General features: G+C 59.1%; 28 protein-coding genes. All 28 read right to left on the minus strand.

Going from position 1 to position 14,511, the window contains the following annotated elements; genetic code table 11:
• Window positions 1-110: 110 nt before the first annotated feature.
• The 28 genes from rpsD to tuf all read right to left on the minus strand — a co-directional run bounded on the left by rpsD (window position 111) and on the right by tuf (window position 14,468).
• Complete coding sequence (rpsD, locus tag NCR38_RS12320; protein WP_061120219.1) at window positions 111-734, minus strand: 30S ribosomal protein S4; 624 nt, start codon at window positions 732-734, stop codon at window positions 111-113.
• 152 nt (window positions 735-886) lie between these two features.
• Window positions 887-1,291, minus strand: a complete 405-nt coding sequence (rpsK, locus tag NCR38_RS12325) for a 30S ribosomal protein S11 (RefSeq protein WP_035506748.1) — start codon at window positions 1,289-1,291, stop codon at window positions 887-889.
• A gap of 28 nt (window positions 1,292-1,319) precedes the next feature.
• Entirely contained in the window at window positions 1,320-1,685 is a 366-nt protein-coding gene (gene rpsM / locus NCR38_RS12330; protein WP_008344037.1) for a 30S ribosomal protein S13, read from the minus strand.
• A gap of 41 nt (window positions 1,686-1,726) precedes the next feature.
• Complete coding sequence (gene rpmJ, locus NCR38_RS12335; RefSeq protein ID WP_004199844.1) at window positions 1,727-1,843, minus strand: 50S ribosomal protein L36; 117 nt, start codon at window positions 1,841-1,843, stop codon at window positions 1,727-1,729.
• A gap of 20 nt (window positions 1,844-1,863) precedes the next feature.
• Window positions 1,864-2,082, minus strand: coding sequence for a translation initiation factor IF-1 (gene infA, locus NCR38_RS12340; RefSeq protein ID WP_004521905.1), 219 nt, complete (start codon window positions 2,080-2,082; stop codon window positions 1,864-1,866).
• 8 nt (window positions 2,083-2,090) lie between these two features.
• A complete protein-coding gene (gene secY, locus NCR38_RS12345) occupies window positions 2,091-3,437 on the minus strand; it encodes a preprotein translocase subunit SecY (RefSeq protein WP_008343935.1) in 1,347 nt (448 codons plus the stop codon).
• A 41-nt stretch (window positions 3,438-3,478) separates the two neighbouring features.
• A complete protein-coding gene (gene rplO, locus NCR38_RS12350; RefSeq protein ID WP_035506750.1) occupies window positions 3,479-3,913 on the minus strand; it encodes a 50S ribosomal protein L15 in 435 nt (144 codons plus the stop codon).
• A 31-nt stretch (window positions 3,914-3,944) separates the two neighbouring features.
• Window positions 3,945-4,127, minus strand: coding sequence for a 50S ribosomal protein L30 (gene rpmD, locus NCR38_RS12355; protein WP_006052220.1), 183 nt, complete (start codon window positions 4,125-4,127; stop codon window positions 3,945-3,947).
• 10 nt (window positions 4,128-4,137) lie between these two features.
• Window positions 4,138-4,656, minus strand: coding sequence for a 30S ribosomal protein S5 (rpsE, locus tag NCR38_RS12360; RefSeq protein ID WP_008343875.1), 519 nt, complete (start codon window positions 4,654-4,656; stop codon window positions 4,138-4,140).
• A 14-nt stretch (window positions 4,657-4,670) separates the two neighbouring features.
• Window positions 4,671-5,036 (minus strand): 50S ribosomal protein L18, encoded by a 366-nt coding sequence (gene rplR / locus NCR38_RS12365; protein WP_008343872.1) that lies wholly within the window; start codon window positions 5,034-5,036, stop codon window positions 4,671-4,673.
• A 12-nt stretch (window positions 5,037-5,048) separates the two neighbouring features.
• The gene (gene rplF, locus NCR38_RS12370) at window positions 5,049-5,582 is read right to left on the minus strand and encodes a 50S ribosomal protein L6 (protein ID WP_061120221.1); all 534 of its coding nucleotides are present in this window, start codon (window positions 5,580-5,582) and stop codon (window positions 5,049-5,051) included.
• An 18-nt stretch (window positions 5,583-5,600) separates the two neighbouring features.
• Window positions 5,601-5,996 (minus strand): 30S ribosomal protein S8, encoded by a 396-nt coding sequence (gene rpsH / locus NCR38_RS12375; protein WP_035506756.1) that lies wholly within the window; start codon window positions 5,994-5,996, stop codon window positions 5,601-5,603.
• A gap of 14 nt (window positions 5,997-6,010) precedes the next feature.
• Entirely contained in the window at window positions 6,011-6,316 is a 306-nt protein-coding gene (rpsN, locus tag NCR38_RS12380) for a 30S ribosomal protein S14 (RefSeq protein ID WP_016346471.1), read from the minus strand.
• A gap of 7 nt (window positions 6,317-6,323) precedes the next feature.
• Window positions 6,324-6,863 carry a 50S ribosomal protein L5 gene (rplE, locus tag NCR38_RS12385; protein WP_016346472.1) on the minus strand — a complete coding sequence of 180 codons (540 nt, stop codon included), beginning with the start codon at window positions 6,861-6,863 and terminating at the stop codon, window positions 6,324-6,326.
• A gap of 14 nt (window positions 6,864-6,877) precedes the next feature.
• A complete protein-coding gene (rplX, locus tag NCR38_RS12390) occupies window positions 6,878-7,186 on the minus strand; it encodes a 50S ribosomal protein L24 (RefSeq protein WP_061120222.1) in 309 nt (102 codons plus the stop codon).
• 9 nt (window positions 7,187-7,195) lie between these two features.
• The gene (gene rplN / locus NCR38_RS12395) at window positions 7,196-7,564 is read right to left on the minus strand and encodes a 50S ribosomal protein L14 (protein WP_006998478.1); all 369 of its coding nucleotides are present in this window, start codon (window positions 7,562-7,564) and stop codon (window positions 7,196-7,198) included.
• Window positions 7,565-7,866: 302 nt separating this feature from the next.
• Window positions 7,867-8,139 carry a 30S ribosomal protein S17 gene (gene rpsQ / locus NCR38_RS12400; RefSeq protein WP_008343854.1) on the minus strand — a complete coding sequence of 91 codons (273 nt, stop codon included), beginning with the start codon at window positions 8,137-8,139 and terminating at the stop codon, window positions 7,867-7,869.
• Window positions 8,136-8,330 carry a 50S ribosomal protein L29 gene (rpmC, locus tag NCR38_RS12405; RefSeq protein ID WP_007180130.1) on the minus strand — a complete coding sequence of 65 codons (195 nt, stop codon included), beginning with the start codon at window positions 8,328-8,330 and terminating at the stop codon, window positions 8,136-8,138. The genes rpsQ and rpmC overlap by 4 nt, the downstream gene beginning before the upstream one ends.
• A 10-nt stretch (window positions 8,331-8,340) precedes the next feature.
• Window positions 8,341-8,757: a 50S ribosomal protein L16 gene (rplP, locus tag NCR38_RS12410; RefSeq protein WP_008343852.1), complete on the minus strand. Its 417-nt coding sequence runs from the start codon at window positions 8,755-8,757 to the stop codon at window positions 8,341-8,343.
• A gap of 2 nt (window positions 8,758-8,759) precedes the next feature.
• Window positions 8,760-9,554, minus strand: a complete 795-nt coding sequence (gene rpsC, locus NCR38_RS12415) for a 30S ribosomal protein S3 (RefSeq protein ID WP_035506762.1) — start codon at window positions 9,552-9,554, stop codon at window positions 8,760-8,762.
• A gap of 11 nt (window positions 9,555-9,565) precedes the next feature.
• Window positions 9,566-9,895, minus strand: a complete 330-nt coding sequence (gene rplV, locus NCR38_RS12420; protein WP_007730533.1) for a 50S ribosomal protein L22 — start codon at window positions 9,893-9,895, stop codon at window positions 9,566-9,568.
• A gap of 12 nt (window positions 9,896-9,907) precedes the next feature.
• Window positions 9,908-10,183 carry a 30S ribosomal protein S19 gene (rpsS, locus tag NCR38_RS12425; protein ID WP_008343850.1) on the minus strand — a complete coding sequence of 92 codons (276 nt, stop codon included), beginning with the start codon at window positions 10,181-10,183 and terminating at the stop codon, window positions 9,908-9,910.
• 10 nt (window positions 10,184-10,193) lie between these two features.
• Entirely contained in the window at window positions 10,194-11,021 is an 828-nt protein-coding gene (gene rplB / locus NCR38_RS12430; protein ID WP_061120223.1) for a 50S ribosomal protein L2, read from the minus strand.
• Window positions 11,022-11,023: 2 nt separating this feature from the next.
• Complete coding sequence (gene rplW / locus NCR38_RS12435) at window positions 11,024-11,338, minus strand: 50S ribosomal protein L23 (RefSeq protein WP_035967599.1); 315 nt, start codon at window positions 11,336-11,338, stop codon at window positions 11,024-11,026.
• Complete coding sequence (gene rplD / locus NCR38_RS12440; protein WP_061120224.1) at window positions 11,335-11,955, minus strand: 50S ribosomal protein L4; 621 nt, start codon at window positions 11,953-11,955, stop codon at window positions 11,335-11,337. Before rplD ends, rplW begins: the two co-directional genes overlap by 4 nt.
• Window positions 11,955-12,614 carry a 50S ribosomal protein L3 gene (gene rplC, locus NCR38_RS12445; protein WP_061120237.1) on the minus strand — a complete coding sequence of 220 codons (660 nt, stop codon included), beginning with the start codon at window positions 12,612-12,614 and terminating at the stop codon, window positions 11,955-11,957. Before rplC ends, rplD begins: the two co-directional genes overlap by 1 nt.
• Window positions 12,615-12,824: 210 nt before the next feature.
• Complete coding sequence (rpsJ, locus tag NCR38_RS12450; RefSeq protein ID WP_006998489.1) at window positions 12,825-13,136, minus strand: 30S ribosomal protein S10; 312 nt, start codon at window positions 13,134-13,136, stop codon at window positions 12,825-12,827.
• Between the two features lie 141 nt (window positions 13,137-13,277).
• Entirely contained in the window at window positions 13,278-14,468 is a 1,191-nt protein-coding gene (gene tuf, locus NCR38_RS12455) for an elongation factor Tu (protein WP_061120225.1), read from the minus strand.
• Between the last annotated feature and the right edge of the window lie 43 nt (window positions 14,469-14,511).

A 14,511-nucleotide genomic window follows, 5' to 3' on the forward strand; every position in this document is an offset into this window, starting at 1 on the left:
GCTCGTTACACCGATAAGGCTGACCGGTAACAACCTGAAAATAAACAGCCGAGGCCACCCCTTGCCACGAGCAATCAGGCTCCCCGGCTGTTAATCCATTACCGCCGCGATTAACGCGAATACAATTCGACGATCAGGCTTTCGTTGATGTCGCCAGCGATGTCGCTACGCTCCGGCATCGACTTGAACGTGCCTTCGAACTTCTTCGCGTCGACCGACACCCAGCTCGGCATTCCGCCTTGCTCGGCCAGCGACAGGGCTTCGACGATACGAGCCTGCTTGCGCGACTGCTCGCGCACGGACACGACGTCGCCCGACTTCACTTGCATCGACGGAATGTTCACGACTTGGCCGTTCACCATGATCGACTTGTGGCTCACGAGCTGACGCGCTTCGGCGCGCGTCGAGCCGAAGCCCATGCGATAGACGACGTTGTCGAGACGCGATTCGAGCAATTGCAGCAGGTTTTCGCCCGTCGGACCCTTGCGGCGGTCGGCTTCAGCGAAGTAGCGGCGGAACTGACGCTCCAGCACGCCGTAGATACGCTTCACTTTCTGCTTCTCGCGCAACTGGGTGCCGTAGTCGGACGTACGCGCGCCCGAGGTGCGGCCGTGCTGGCCGGGCTTGCTGTCGAGCTTGCACTTGTCAGCGAGGGAGCGGCGTGCGCTCTTCAGGAACAGATCGGTGCCTTCACGGCGGGACAGTTTTGCTTTGGGACCGGTATAGCGTGCCACTTTGCATCCTTAAATATTGATCACGCACACTTTCGTCTGCGCTAGTCCGAACCCCTTGGGCCGAACGGTGGGCTTAGTCAAAACTTCATAACGCACGAAACCCGCCGATACTTTCGCATCGACAGGAAAACGTGCGGTCGCGTCGTCGGACTTTAGATACGACGGCGCTTCGGCGGACGGCAGCCGTTGTGCGGGACCGGCGTCACGTCGGAGATCGCGGTGATCTTGATGCCAAGACCATGCAGCGCGCGCACCGCCGATTCGCGGCCAGGACCGGGGCCCTTGATCCGCACTTCGAGGTTCTTCACGCCGTATTCCAATGCCACGCGGCCAGCCGATTCGGCTGCGACCTGAGCTGCAAACGGCGTCGACTTACGCGAGCCCTTGAAGCCCTGACCACCCGAGGTCGCCCATGCCAGCGCGTTACCTTGACGGTCAGTGATCGTGATAATGGTGTTGTTGAACGACGCGTGAACGTGAACCACGCCCTCGGCGACGTTCTTCTTGACCTTCTTGCGAACGCGTTGCGCCGCGGAGTTGTTCGAAGCCTTAGCCATTACGTTTTCCTGTAACTGTCAGTTCCGCTTACTTCTTCAGCGATTGCGCTGCACGACGCGGACCCTTACGGGTACGGGCATTCGTGCGCGTACGCTGGCCACGCAGGGGCAGACCCTTGCGATGGCGCATGCCGCGGTAGCAACCCAAGTCCATCAGGCGCTTGATATTCATCGTCACTTCACGACGCAGGTCGCCTTCGACGATGAACTTGCCCACTTCGTCACGCAGCTTTTCGAGGTCTGCGTCAGTGAGGTCCTTGACCTTCTTCGAAAATTCCACACCAGCTGCCGTGCAAATGCCGCGGGAACGCGTGCGACCGATGCCGAAGATTGCCGTAAGGCCGATCTCGGTATGCTGGTGATTCGGGATGTTAACCCCTGCGATACGAGCCATTGTTTTTCCTCAAACAAAAAGCGCAAGCAAAAGCGCGGCGTTCAGCCTTGACGCTGTTTGTGGCGCGGATCAGAGCTGCAAATCACGCGCACAACGCCCTTGCGCTTGATGATCTTGCAATTGCGGCAAATGCGCTTAACCGATGCCATCACTTTCATGATATTACCCTTTTTTCAAATCACTTCGCCCGGAACACGATCCGTGCACGAGACAGATCGTAAGGCGTCAATTCAACCGTAACCTTGTCGCCCGGCAGGATGCGGATGTAGTGCATCCGCATCTTTCCGGAGATATGTCCCAGGACGACATGGCCATTTTCCAATTTCACCCGGAAAGTAGCGTTGGGAAGGTTTTCGATGACCTCACCCTGCATCTGGATAACATCGTCTTTGGCCATAGTCCTTATTAACGCATCGGGACGTTGCCACCCTTGAAGTTTGCCTTCTTGAGCAGCGATTCATATTGTTGCGACATAACGTACGACTGCACCTGAGCCATGAAGTCCATCGTGACGACGACAATGATCAGCAGCGACGTTCCACCAAAATAAAACGGCACGTTCCAGCGCAACACCAGAAACTCAGGCAGCAGGCACACGAATACGATGTAGATCGCACCAGCCAGCGTGAGACGCGTCAGGATGCGGTCGATATATCGTGCAGTCTGATCGCCCGGACGGATACCCGGAACGAAAGCACCGCTCTTCTTCAAGTTGTCGGCGGTCTCTCGGCTGTTGAACACCAGTGCGGTGTAGAAGAAGCAGAAGAAAACGATCGCCAACGCATACAGCAGCACGTACACGGGCTGACCGGGCTTCAGCGCCTCGGCCACGTTGTGCAGCGTGTTCGCGAACCAGTTGGTGCGCGTACCCGAACTGAACCAGTTCAGGATGGTTGCCGGGAAGAGAATGATCGACGATGCGAAGATCGGCGGAATCACACCCGACATGTTCAGCTTCAGCGGCAGATGAGATGACTGTCCGCCGTAAATCTTGTTACCGACCTGGCGCTTCGCGTAGTTCACGAGGATCTTGCGTTGACCGCGTTCGATGAACACGACCAGATACGTGACCGCCGCGATCAACACGACGATGATGATCGCCGAGATGATGCTCATCGAACCGGTGCGAACCAGCTCGAACAGGCCACCGATTGCGTTCGGGAAGCCCGCCGCGATACCACCGAAGATGATGATCGAGATGCCGTTGCCGAGACCGCGCTCCGTGATCTGCTCACCGAGCCACATCAGGAACATCGTGCCCGTCACCAGCGTGACGACCGTCGTCAGCCGGAACACCATGCCGGGGTCCAGCACCAAAGCCGGCTGATTTTCCAGCGCAACCGCGATACCGAACGCCTGGAAGGTCGCCAGAACCACCGTAAAGATACGCGTGTACTGCGTGATCTTCCGTTGTCCCGCTTGCCCTTCCTTCTTCAACGCCTCCATCTGCGGCGACACGATCGACAGCAACTGCATGATGATCGACGCCGAAATGTAGGGCATGATGCCCAGTGCAAAGATCGTGAATCGCGACAGCGCGCCACCCGAGAACATGTTGAACATGCCCAGGATGCCGCCTGACTGGCTTTGGAACAGCTTGGCCAGTTGATCCGGATCGATGCCGGGTACCGGAATATGCGCACCAATGCGGTAGACGATCAGCGCCAGCAGCAGGAACACTGCACGCCGACGCAGATCGCCGAATTTCGCCGCGCTTCGACCGGTTTTTGCGAGACTCGGGCTGTTAGCCAAGTACCTTCTCCGATGCTAGTGCTAGTAACGGCGAAAGCGCGTTACTCGGCGAACGAGCCGCCAGCGGCTTCGATTGCCTCACGGGCGCCCTTCGTTGCCGTCAGGCCCTTCACCGTGACCTTGCGCGTAATCTCGCCGGTCTTGATGATCTTTGCGCTCTTGATGAGTTCGCCGACCAGACCCGCTTGCTTCAGCGCCAACAGATCGATTTCGTCGACCGGCAGCTTTTCCAGATCAGAGAGGCGCACTTCACCGACGAATTCCTTCGTCAGCGAGGTAAAGCCACGCTTCGGCAGACGACGCTGCAGAGGCATCTGACCGCCTTCGAAGCCGACCTTGTGAAAGCCGCCCGAACGCGATTTCTGACCCTTATGGCCGCGGCCGGCGGTCTTGCCGAGGCCCGAACCAATACCGCGACCGACGCGACGCTTAGCGTGCTTCGCGCCTTCTGCCGGCTTCAGGTTATTCAATTCCATGTTCAACTCCTTGGATCCTAGGGTCAGCCGCTTAGCTGATGACCTTAACGAGGTACGAAACCTTGTTGATCATCCCGCGCACTGCCGGCGTGTCCTGCAACTCGGAGACCGAGTTGAGGCGGCGCAGGCCGAGGCCACGCACCGTCGCCCGGTGCGTTTCGCGGGTCCCGATCAGACTCTTGACGAGCTGAACCTTGACAGTTTTTTCAGACATGGTGACCACCTTAGCCCAGAATGTCTTCGACGGACTTACCACGCTTCGCCGCGATGTCGGCCGGGGTCGACTGCTTGCGCAGACCGTCCAGCGTTGCGCGAACGAGGTTGTACGGGTTCGTCGAACCGTGGCTCTTGGCCACAACGTTTTGCACGCCCATCACGTCGAACACTGCGCGCATCGGGCCGCCAGCGATCACGCCGGTACCGTCCTTCGCCGGAGCGAGGAGGACCGCCGATGCGCCGTGCTTGCCGTGCACTTCGTGTTGCAGCGTGCCGTTCTTCAGGGGCACCTTGAACATGTTGCGGCGGGCCTGTTCCATTGCCTTTTGAACGGCGACCGGAACTTCCTTGGCCTTGCCCTTGCCCATGCCGATCCGGCCGTCACCGTCGCCAACCACGGTCAGTGCGGCGAAGCCGAGAATCCGGCCACCCTTCACGACCTTGGTCACGCGGTTGACCGAAATCATCTTTTCGCGCAGGCCGTCGTCGCGTTCGTCAGCCTGAACTTTCGCTTGCATCTTTGCCATGACGAATTCTTCCCTTAGAACTTGAGCCCGGCTTCACGCGCCGCATCAGCCAGCGCCTTCACGCGGCCGTGGTAGCGGAAACCCGAGCGGTCAAAGGCGACGGATTCGATGCCGGCAGCCTTGGCCTTTTCGGCGATACGCTTGCCGATCAGGGTCGCAGCATTGACGTTGCCGCCCTTGCCCGACTTGTCGGCGAGTTCAGCGCGCACTTCAGCTTCGAGCGTCGAGGCGCTAGCCACGACTTTCGTACCGCATGCCGAGAACACTTGCGCGTAGATATGCGTATTCGTGCGATGCACGGCCAGACGCGGAACCTGCAGCTCAGCGATCTTGATACGCGTCTGACGAGCGCGGCGCAGGCGAGATTGAGTCTTATCCATGATTGCGCACCCTTACTTCTTCTTCGTTTCTTTGAGGATCACGACCTCGTCGGAATAGCGCACGCCTTTGCCCTTGTACGGCTCAGGCGGACGATAGCCGCGCACTTCTGCTGCGGTCTGTCCGACTTTCTGCTTGTCGATCCCCTTGATCACGATTTCGGTCTGCGACGGGGTTTCAGCCTTGACGCCTTCCGGCATCTGGTGCACCACGGGGTGCGAGAAACCCAGCGACAGGTTCAGCTTGTCGCCTTGCGCTTGCGCACGATAACCAACGCCAACCAGCGTCAGCTTGCGCTCGAAACCCTTGGTGACGCCCTGCACCATGTTCGCCACCAGGGCGCGCATCGTGCCGGACATCGCGTTCGCTTCACGACTTTCGTCGGCCGGAGCGAGTTTCAACGTGCCGTTGTCGTTCGTCACGGTCACCAGCTTGTTGGCCGGTTGCGAGATCGTGCCGAGCGGGCCCTTAACGGTGATGACGTCGCCCTTGATGGCCACTTCGGCGCCTTGCGGCAGCGCGATCGGGCTTTTACCTACTCGAGACATGTTTCTTCTCCTTAGGCGTTAAGCGACGTAGCAGATGACTTCACCGCCGACGCCGTTCTGGCGCGCCTTGCGGTCGGTCATCACACCCTTCGGCGTCGACACGATTGCAACGCCGAGGCCATTCATGACCTGCGGAATGTCGTTGCGACCGCGGTACACGCGCAGACCAGGCTTCGAGACGCGCTCGAGGCGCTCGATCACCGGACGGCCAGCGTAGTACTTCAACGCGATGTTCAATTCGATCTTCGCGCCTTCAGCTTTCACTGCGAAGTCGTCGATATAACCTTCGTCCTTCAAAACCTGCGCAATCGCAACCTTGACTTTCGACGAGGGCATAGTCACCGAAACCTTCTCGACCATCTGCGCATTGCGGATGCGAGTCAGCATATCGGCGATAGGATCACTCATGCTCATTTATGTTTCTCCTATTACCAGCTCGCCTTGGTCAGGCCAGGGATTTCGCCGCGGAAAGCGATTTCACGAATCTTGCCGCGTGCGAGTCCGAACTTACGGAACGTGCCACGCGGGCGACCCGTGATCGCGCAGCGGTTACGCTTGCGAGTGGGGTTCGAGTTACGCGGCAGTTGTTGCAGCGCCAGACGCGCGAAGTAACGCTCTTCGTCCGACTTGCTTGCGTCATCGATCACAGCCTTCAGCTCAGCACGCTTCGGAGCGTACTTGGCTGCCAGGCGCGCGCGCTTCTTTTCACGTTCGATCAGTGCCAGTTTAGCCACGGTAACCTCAGTTTCTGAACGGGAACTTGAAGCCGGCGAGCAGCGCCTTTGCTTCGTCGTCAGTCTTCGCGGTGGTCGTGATGCTGATGTTCAGCCCACGCAGCGCGTCGATCTTGTCGTAGTCGATTTCGGGGAAAATGATCTGCTCTTTCACACCGATGTTGTAGTTGCCACGACCGTCGAATGCACGGCCCGACACGCCACGGAAGTCGCGCACACGCGGGAGCGCAACGGTCACGAAACGGTCGAGGAATTCGTACATCGCTTGGCCGCGCAGCGTGACCATCGCGCCGATCGGGTAGCCCTGACGAATCTTGAAGCCTGCGATTGCCTTGCGCGCCTTCGTGATGACCGGCTTCTGGCCAGCGATCTTCGTCAGGTCGCCCACGGCGTTTTCGATGATCTTCTTGTCGGCGACGGCTTCGCCAAGACCCATGTTCAGGGTGATCTTGGTGATGCGCGGCACTTCCATGACAGACTTGTAGCCGAACTTTTCGACGAGTTGCGGCACAACCTTTTCTTTATAAATCTCTTGCAGACGAGCCATTTTTTAACTCCGCGTCAGGCGTTAAGCGTGGCGCCGGTCGACTTCAAGAAGCGAACCTTCTTTCCGTCTTCGACCTTGATGCCCACACGCGATGCCTTGCCATTCGCGTCGACCAATGCGACGTTCGAAATATGCAGCGGCATCGTTTTGGCTTCCACACCGCCCGTCGTACCCTTCATCGGGTTCGGCTTCACGTGCTTCTTGACGAGGTTGATGCCCTCGACCGTGACACGGTCTTCCGCAACGGCCAGCACGGTACCGCGCTTGCCCTTGTCCTTGCCGGTGATGACGATGACTTCGTCACCCTTGCGAATCTTGTTCATCGCGACTCCTTACAGCACTTCCGGCGCGAGCGAAACGATCTTCATGAATCGTTCGCTACGCAGTTCACGCGTAACCGGCCCGAAAATACGCGTGCCGATCGGCTCGAGCTTCGTATTCAACAGAACGGCGGCATTGCCGTCGAACTTGATGAGCGAGCCATCCTGGCGACGCACGCCCTTGGCCGTACGAACGACCACGGCGTTGTAAATTTCGCCCTTCTTCACGCGTCCGCGCGGCGTCGCTTCCTTGACGGTCACCTTGATGATGTCGCCAATGCTAGCGTAACGACGCTTCGAACCGCCGAGCACCTTGATGCACATGACTTCACGCGCACCCGTGTTGTCGGCCACTTCAAGCCGAGTTTCGGTCTGGATCATGGTTTATCTTTCCCAACTTAATCCGGTCGCACCACCATGGCACAGCCGGTCAGTCTTGGTCCCGTCAGCCAACTGGCTGCTTGGGTTAGAACAGGCAGCGAGGGCAGACGAAACCCGCCATCGCAATCCGGTGAATCTGTCGACTCAGGCTGGCGCCCGAACCGGCTTCCCCCACCAGTTTCGCCCGCGACGGGGCTCCCACAAAGAGGGAAGACCGAGATTATAACAAATAATCTCGGTCTTGCAAGCGAAACTTACTGCGACACGATTTGCTACTGCATCGTGGTACTGCTACTTCGGCTTTAGATCACGCGAGCCGCTTCAACAAGCTTCGACACAACCCAAGCCTTCGTCTTCGAAATCGGACGGGTTTCCTGGATTTCGACGAGATCGCCTTCGTTGTACGTGTTCGCGTCGTCATGCGCGTGGTACTTCTTGGAGCGCACGACGTACTTGCCGTAGATCGGATGCTTCACGCGGTGCTCGACCAGAACGGTGACCGTCTTGTCCATCTTGTTGCTGACGACCTTGCCGACCAGCGTCCGCTTGAGCGAGGTTTTTACGCTATCGTTCATTTCTGGTTCGCCTTCTCAGTCAGGACGGTGCGCACACGTGCGATGTCGCGACGGACCTTCTTCAGCTGGCTCGTGTTCGTGAGCTGCTGGGTCGCGAGTTGCATACGCAAGCCAAATTGCGCCTTCAGCAGGTCCGACAGCTCTTTGTTGAGCGCGGCCTGGTCTTTCTGGTGAAGTTCAGATGCCTTCATCATTTACTCCTTAGGCGCCGAGCTGACGAACGACGAAGTTCGTCTTGAGCGGCAGCTTGGCTGCAGCCAGACGGAACGCTTCGCGCGCCAGTTCTTCGGAGACACCGTCCATTTCGTACAGCATCTTGCCCGGTTGAATTTCAGCGACGTAGTACTCCGGGTTACCCTTACCGTTACCCATACGCACTTCGGCCGGCTTCTGCGAAATCGGCTTGTCCGGGAAAATACGGATCCAGATCCGGCCGCCACGCTTGATGTGACGCGTCATTGCACGACGCGCCGCTTCGATTTGACGCGCGGTCAAACGGCCGCGACCGATAGCCTTCAGACCGTATTCACCGAACGACACTGCGTTGCCGCGCGTCGCCTTGCCGGTGTTACGACCTTTCTGCTCTTTGCGATACTTTCTGCGTTTCGGTTGCAGCATCGTTATTCTCCAGTCTTCGCGTCACCGCCAGCGCGACGGGGTGCACCACGACGCGCACCAGCCGGAGCGCCTTCACCGTCACGGCGCGGACGGCGATCGCCACCCGGACGTGCGTTGCGGCGCGGACGCTTTTCTTCCGCCACTTCTTCCACCACCGGCGCTTCGTTACGGCCCAGCGTGTCGCCCTTGTAGACCCACACCTTCACGCCGATGATGCCGTACGTGGTCTTCGCTTCCGACGTCGCGTAGTCGATATCCGCACGCAGCGTATGGAGGGGCACGCGACCTTCGCGATACCACTCGGTACGAGCGATTTCGATACCGTTCAGGCGGCCCGCGCTCATGATCTTGATGCCCTGGGCGCCAAGACGCATCGCGTTCTGCATCGCGCGCTTCATCGCGCGGCGGAACATGATCCGGCGCTCGAGCTGTTGCGTGATGGAGTCAGCGATCAGCTGAGCATCGGTTTCCGGCTTGCGGATCTCTTCGATGTTGACGTGAACCGGAACGCCCATGCGCTTCTGCAGTTCAGCCTTCAGCGATTCGATGTCCTCGCCCTTCTTGCCTATGACAACGCCCGGACGCGAGCTGTAAATCGTGATGCGCGCGTTCTTCGCCGGACGCTCGATGACGACGCGACCGACCGAAGCGTTCTTCAGCTTCTTCTTCAGGTATTCACGAACACCGATGTCTTCCTGCAACATCGCCGCGAAATTGTTGTTGTTCGCATACCAGCGCGAAGCCCAATTACGGCTGACGGCCAAACGGAAGCCAGTCGGATGAATTTTCTGTCCCATCGTATGGCTCCTTAATTCCCGACCGTCACAGTGATGTGACAGGATTGCTTCTCGATGCGGTTACCGCGACCCTTTGCGCGTGCGGTGAAACGCTTCAGCGAAGCAGCCTTGTCGACGTAGATGCTCGTGATCTTGAGCTCGTCGATATCGGCGCCTTCGTTGTGTTCCGCATTTGCGATCGCAGACAGCACGACCTTCTTGACGATACCCGCCGCCTTCTTCGGCGAGAACGTCAGAACGTTCAGCGCCTTGTCGACCGGCAAACCACGAATCTGGTCAGCCACAAGGCGCGTTTTCTGCGCCGAGATGCGGGCACCGCGATGAATTGCTTTCACTTCCATCTTGATAGCCCCTTATTTCTTGGCCTTCTTGTCGGCCGCGTGACCCTTGAACGTACGGGTCAGTGCGAACTCGCCAAGCTTGTGGCCGACCATGTTTTCCGTGACGTACACCGGAACGTGTTGACGGCCGTTGTGAACAGCGATCGTCAGACCGATGAAGTCCGGCAGAATCGTCGAACGACGCGACCAGGTCTTGATCGGCTTCTTGTCACGCGTCGATGCAGCCGCCTCAACCTTCTTCAGCAAATGAGCGTCGCAGAACGGACCTTTTTTAGCAGAACGTGTCATTGCCTACTCCTTAACGCTTGTGACGGCGCTGGACGATCATCGTCGTCGTGCGCTTGTTGCTGCGGGTGCGATAGCCCTTCGTCGGCGTGCCCCACGGGCTCACCGGATCGCGACCTGCTGCCGTGCGGCCTTCACCACCACCGTGCGGGTGATCGATCGGGTTCATTGCAACACCGCGCACCGTCGGACGGATACCGCGCCAGCGGTTTGCACCAGCCTTACCGATTTGACGGAGGCTATGCTCTTCGTTACCCACTTCGCCGATCGTCGCGCGGCACTCGACGTGCACGCGGCGGATTTCGCCCGAACGCAGACGCACTTGAGCGTAGACGCCTTCGCGAGCCAGCAGCATCGCCGACGTACCGGCCGAACGTGCGATTTGCGCACCCTTGCCCGGAAGCATTTCGATGCAGTGGATCGTGGTACCGACCGGGATGTTGCGGATCGGCAGGGTGTTGCCTGCGCGGATCGGCGCTTCCGAACCGGACATCAGCTGCGCGCCAACGGCCACGCCCTTCGGCGCGATGATGTAGCGACGCTCGCCGTCTGCGTACAGAACCAGCGCGATGTTCGCGCTACGGTTCGGGTCGTACTCGAGACGCTCGACCTTCGCCGGAATGCCGTCCTTGTTGCGACGGAAATCGACGATACGATAGTGCTGCTTGTGACCACCACCCTGGTGACGCGTGGTGATACGGCCGTTGTTGTTACGGCCCGCCGACTTGGATTGCGAGTCGAGCAGCGCCGCGTGCGGCTTGCCCTTGTGCAGATCCTTGTTGACGATCTTGACCATCGCGCGGCGACCCGGCGAGGTCGGCTTAACTTTCACGATTGCCATGATTACTTGGCCTCCGCTTCAAAGTTGATTTCCTGGCCGGGCTTCAGGCAGACGTACGCCTTCTTCACGTCCTTGCGCTTGCCGTTGAAGCGGCCAAAGCGCTTTGCCTTGCCCTTCGTGACGAGCACGTTGACGGAATTGACTTCGACCTTGAACAGCAGCTCGACAGCAGCCTTTACTTCCTGCTTCGTGGCGTCCGGCGCGACTTCGAACACGACTTGTTCGTTCTTGTCGGCAACCAGCGTCGCCTTTTCGGAGATCACCGGCGCGAGCAGAACTTGCATCAAACGATGATCGTTTTTGCGAACTTCGCTCATGACAGCAACTCCTCGATCTGAGCGACCGCAGCCTTCGTGATCAGAATCTTCTTGAAGTAGATCAGCGAGAGCGGGTCGGCGTAACGCGGCTCGACAACCGCCACGTGGGCCAGGTTGCGCGACGCGAGGTACAGGTTCTCGTCGACCGTATCGGTAATCACCAACACGGATTCGAGACCCATCGCCTTGAATTTTTCGGCCAACAGCTTGGTCTTCGGGGCTTCGAGCGCGAGGTCTTCGACCACGGCGATGCGGCCTTCGCGAGCCAGCTGCGAGAAGATCGAGCAGAGGCCTGCACGATGCATCTTCTTGTTGACCTTGTGCGAGAAGTTTTCTTCCGGCGAGTTCGGGAAAATGCGACCACCGCCACGCCACAACGGGCTCGACGACATACCGGCACGAGCGCGGCCCGTACCCTTCTGACGCCACGGCTTCTTGGTGGTGTGCTTGACCTGCTCGCGGTCCTTCTGCGCGCGGTTACCGCTACGTGCGTTCGCCTGATAAGCGACGACGACCTGGTGAATCAGGGCTTCGTTGTAATCGCGACCGAACACGACGTCCGATGCGTTCACGCCAGCGCCTTCCTGACCATTGGCATTCAGGAGCTTAAGTTCCATTATTTCGCTCCTTTCACAGCACGCGTCTTGACGGCCGGGGTCACGAAGACCTTGCCGCCCTTCGCACCCGGAACAGCACCGCGGACGAGCAGAAGATTACGCTCAGCGTCGATGCGGGCGATTTCGAGATTTTGAACCGTGACGGTGACGTCACCGAGGTGACCCGTCATGCGCTTACCCGGAAACACGCGACCCGGATCCTGCGCCATACCGATCGAACCCGGGACGTTGTGCGAACGCGAGTTACCGTGCGTTGCCCGGCCCGAGGCGAAGTTGTAGCGCTTGATCGTGCCGGCATAACCCTTACCGATCGACGTGCCTTGCACGTCAACCTTCTGGCCGACTTCGAAGATGTCCGTACCGATAACGGCGCCGTTCGACAGTTCGCCTGCCTTGGCCGTTTCGATATGGAATTCCTTGAGGATTTCACCGGCTTGAACGCCGGCTTTGGCGAGATGACCCGCCAGAGGCTTCGTCACGCGAGACGCGCGGCGAGCACCGAATGCAACCTGAACGGCGGTATAACCATCCGTTTCAACGGTCTTGATCTGCGTCACGCGGTTGTCCGACACGTCCAGCACGGTGACGGGGATCGAATCCCCTTCAGGCGTGAAGATACGGGTCATGCCAACCTTGCGACCTACGAGTCCAAGGCTCATCGTTTTCTCCATTCCCAACTGCGATTGGTCGGGGCTGATTTACAAATGCCGGCTTCGTTACGAGAAACTGGGGCGGCTTTCTTGCGTCTTTTTCGTGCGCATAGGCGCGAAAAGCCTTGGAGTATAACAAGGCTTTTCGAATCCCGCAAGCAATCAAAGACTTAGCACCTTCCGACGCGCCAGGAAGCGCGCCGGACATGCTTTTGGGATTTACTGCAGCTTGATCTCGACGTCGACGCCAGCCGGCAGATCGAGCTTCATCAACGCGTCGACGGTCTTGTCCGTCGGATCGACGATGTCCATCAGGCGCTGGTGGGTACGGATTTCGAGCTGGTCGCGCGAGGTCTTGTTGACGTGCGGCGAACGCAGGATGTCAAAACGCTGAATACGCGTGGGCAGCGGCACCGGGCCACGGACGATCGCGCCAGTCCGCTTCGCCGTATCGACGATTTCGGCTGCCGATTGATCGATCAGACGATAGTCGAAAGCCTTCAGACGAATGCGGATTTTCTGGTTTTGCATGACGATTCCTTGAAAAGAGCGAGGCGGTGTTGCACCGCACATTAGGCAAAAGAGCGTGGAACCGGACACTCGCTGAGGGCGAGCACCCGGCTCCAATCTGTACTTCAGTACTGCAACTTCAAATCGAGCGAATCGGAGATTTTACTCGATAATCTTTGCAACGACACCGGCGCCGACGGTACGGCCACCTTCGCGGATGGCGAAGCGCAGACCTTCTTCCATGGCGATCGGGGCGATCAGCTTGACCGTGATCGACACGTTGTCGCCCGGCATCACCATTTCCTTGTCCTTCGGCAGCTCGATCGAGCCCGTCACGTCCGTCGTACGGAAGTAGAACTGCGGACGGTAGTTGTTGAAGAACGGCGTGTGACGGCCGCCTTCGTCCTTGCTCAGCACGTACACTTCAGCCGTGAAGTGCGTGTGCGGCGTGATCGAACCCGGCTTGGCCAGAACCTGGCCGCGCTCCACGTCTTCACGCTTCGTGCCGCGCAGCAGGATACCGACGTTGTCGCCCGCCTGACCTTGGTCGAGCAGCTTGCGGAACATTTCCACGCCCGTGCAGGTCGTCTTCACCGTCGGCTTGATACCGACGATTTCGATTTCCTCGCCGACCTTGACCACACCGCGCTCGACGCGGCCCGTCACCACCGTGCCGCGACCCGAGATCGAGAACACGTCTTCCACCGGCATCAGGAACGAACCGTCAACTGCGCGCTCCGGCGTCGGGATGTACGAATCCAGCGCGTCGGCCAGGTTCATGATCGCCACTTCGCCCAGCTCGCCCTTGTCGCCTTCCAGCGCCAGCTTGGCCGAACCCTTGATGATCGGGGTGTCGTCGCCCGGGAAGTCGTACTTCGACAGAAGCTCACGCACCTCCATTTCGACGAGTTCGAGCAGCTCGGCGTCGTCCACCATGTCGCACTTGTTCAGGAACACGATGATGTACGGCACGCCAACCTGACGAGCCAGCAGGATGTGCTCACGCGTTTGCGGCATCGGGCCGTCAGCGGCCGAGCACACCAGGATGGCGCCGTCCATCTGCGCCGCGCCCGTGATCATGTTCTTCACATAGTCAGCGTGGCCCGGGCAGTCGACGTGTGCGTAGTGGCGGTTAGCCGTTTCGTACTCGACGTGCGCGGTGTTGATCGTGATACCACGCGCCTTTTCTTCCGGCGCCGCGTCGATCTGGTCGTACGCCTTCGCCTCGCCGCCGAACTTCTGCGTGAGAACCGTCGTGATCGCTGCCGTCAGCGTGGTCTTGCCGTGGTCAACGTGACCGATCGTACCCACGTTCACGTGCGGCTTGGTCCGCTCGAATTTACCTTTTGCCATGATTACCTTCTTCCAAAGTTTGGTTATCGGTTAAAGCTTGTGG

This window comes from Caballeronia sp. INML1, from assembly GCF_023631085.1.
Lineage (GTDB): Bacteria > Pseudomonadota > Gammaproteobacteria > Burkholderiales > Burkholderiaceae > Caballeronia > Caballeronia turbans.

Bases quoted from the DNA above. Each gene is read 5' to 3' on its own strand.
- rpsK (WP_035506748.1), bottom strand. From the start codon at position 1,291: ATGGCTAAGGCTTCGAACAACTCCGCGGCGCAACGCGTTCGCAAGAAG.
- rpsM (WP_008344037.1), bottom strand. From the start codon at position 1,685: ATGGCTCGTATCGCAGGGGTTAACATCCCGAATCACCAGCATACCGAG.
- rpmJ (WP_004199844.1), bottom strand. From the start codon at position 1,843: ATGAAAGTGATGGCATCGGTTAAGCGCATTTGCCGCAATTGCAAGATC.
- infA (WP_004521905.1), bottom strand. From the start codon at position 2,082: ATGGCCAAAGACGATGTTATCCAGATGCAGGGTGAGGTCATCGAAAAC.
- rplO (WP_035506750.1), bottom strand. From the start codon at position 3,913: ATGGAATTGAATAACCTGAAGCCGGCAGAAGGCGCGAAGCACGCTAAG.
- rpmD (WP_006052220.1), bottom strand. From the start codon at position 4,127: ATGTCTGAAAAAACTGTCAAGGTTCAGCTCGTCAAGAGTCTGATCGGG.
- rpsE (WP_008343875.1), bottom strand. From the start codon at position 4,656: ATGGCAAAGATGCAAGCGAAAGTTCAGGCTGACGAACGCGACGACGGC.
- rplR (WP_008343872.1), bottom strand. From the start codon at position 5,036: ATGGATAAGACTCAATCTCGCCTGCGCCGCGCTCGTCAGACGCGTATC.
- rplF (WP_061120221.1), bottom strand. From the start codon at position 5,582: ATGTCTCGAGTAGGTAAAAGCCCGATCGCGCTGCCGCAAGGCGCCGAA.
- rpsH (WP_035506756.1), bottom strand. From the start codon at position 5,996: ATGAGCATGAGTGATCCTATCGCCGATATGCTGACTCGCATCCGCAAT.
- rplE (WP_016346472.1), bottom strand. From the start codon at position 6,863: ATGGCTCGTCTGCAAGAGATTTATAAAGAAAAGGTTGTGCCGCAACTC.
- rplX (WP_061120222.1), bottom strand. From the start codon at position 7,186: ATGAACAAGATTCGCAAGGGTGACGAAGTCATCGTCATCACCGGCAAG.
- rplN (WP_006998478.1), bottom strand. From the start codon at position 7,564: ATGATCCAGACCGAAACTCGGCTTGAAGTGGCCGACAACACGGGTGCG.
- rpsQ (WP_008343854.1), bottom strand. From the start codon at position 8,139: ATGAACGATAGCGTAAAAACCTCGCTCAAGCGGACGCTGGTCGGCAAG.
- rpmC (WP_007180130.1), bottom strand. From the start codon at position 8,330: ATGAAGGCATCTGAACTTCACCAGAAAGACCAGGCCGCGCTCAACAAA.
- rplP (WP_008343852.1), bottom strand. From the start codon at position 8,757: ATGCTGCAACCGAAACGCAGAAAGTATCGCAAAGAGCAGAAAGGTCGT.
- rpsC (WP_035506762.1), bottom strand. From the start codon at position 9,554: ATGGGACAGAAAATTCATCCGACTGGCTTCCGTTTGGCCGTCAGCCGT.
- rplV (WP_007730533.1), bottom strand. From the start codon at position 9,895: ATGGAAGTGAAAGCAATTCATCGCGGTGCCCGCATCTCGGCGCAGAAA.
- rpsS (WP_008343850.1), bottom strand. From the start codon at position 10,183: ATGACACGTTCTGCTAAAAAAGGTCCGTTCTGCGACGCTCATTTGCTG.
- rplB (WP_061120223.1), bottom strand. From the start codon at position 11,021: ATGGCAATCGTGAAAGTTAAGCCGACCTCGCCGGGTCGCCGCGCGATG.
- rplW (WP_035967599.1), bottom strand. From the start codon at position 11,338: ATGAGCGAAGTTCGCAAAAACGATCATCGTTTGATGCAAGTTCTGCTC.
- rplD (WP_061120224.1), bottom strand. From the start codon at position 11,955: ATGGAACTTAAGCTCCTGAATGCCAATGGTCAGGAAGGCGCTGGCGTG.
- rplC (WP_061120237.1), bottom strand. From the start codon at position 12,614: ATGAGCCTTGGACTCGTAGGTCGCAAGGTTGGCATGACCCGTATCTTC.
- rpsJ (WP_006998489.1), bottom strand. From the start codon at position 13,136: ATGCAAAACCAGAAAATCCGCATTCGTCTGAAGGCTTTCGACTATCGT.
- tuf (WP_061120225.1), bottom strand. From the start codon at position 14,468: ATGGCAAAAGGTAAATTCGAGCGGACCAAGCCGCACGTGAACGTGGGT.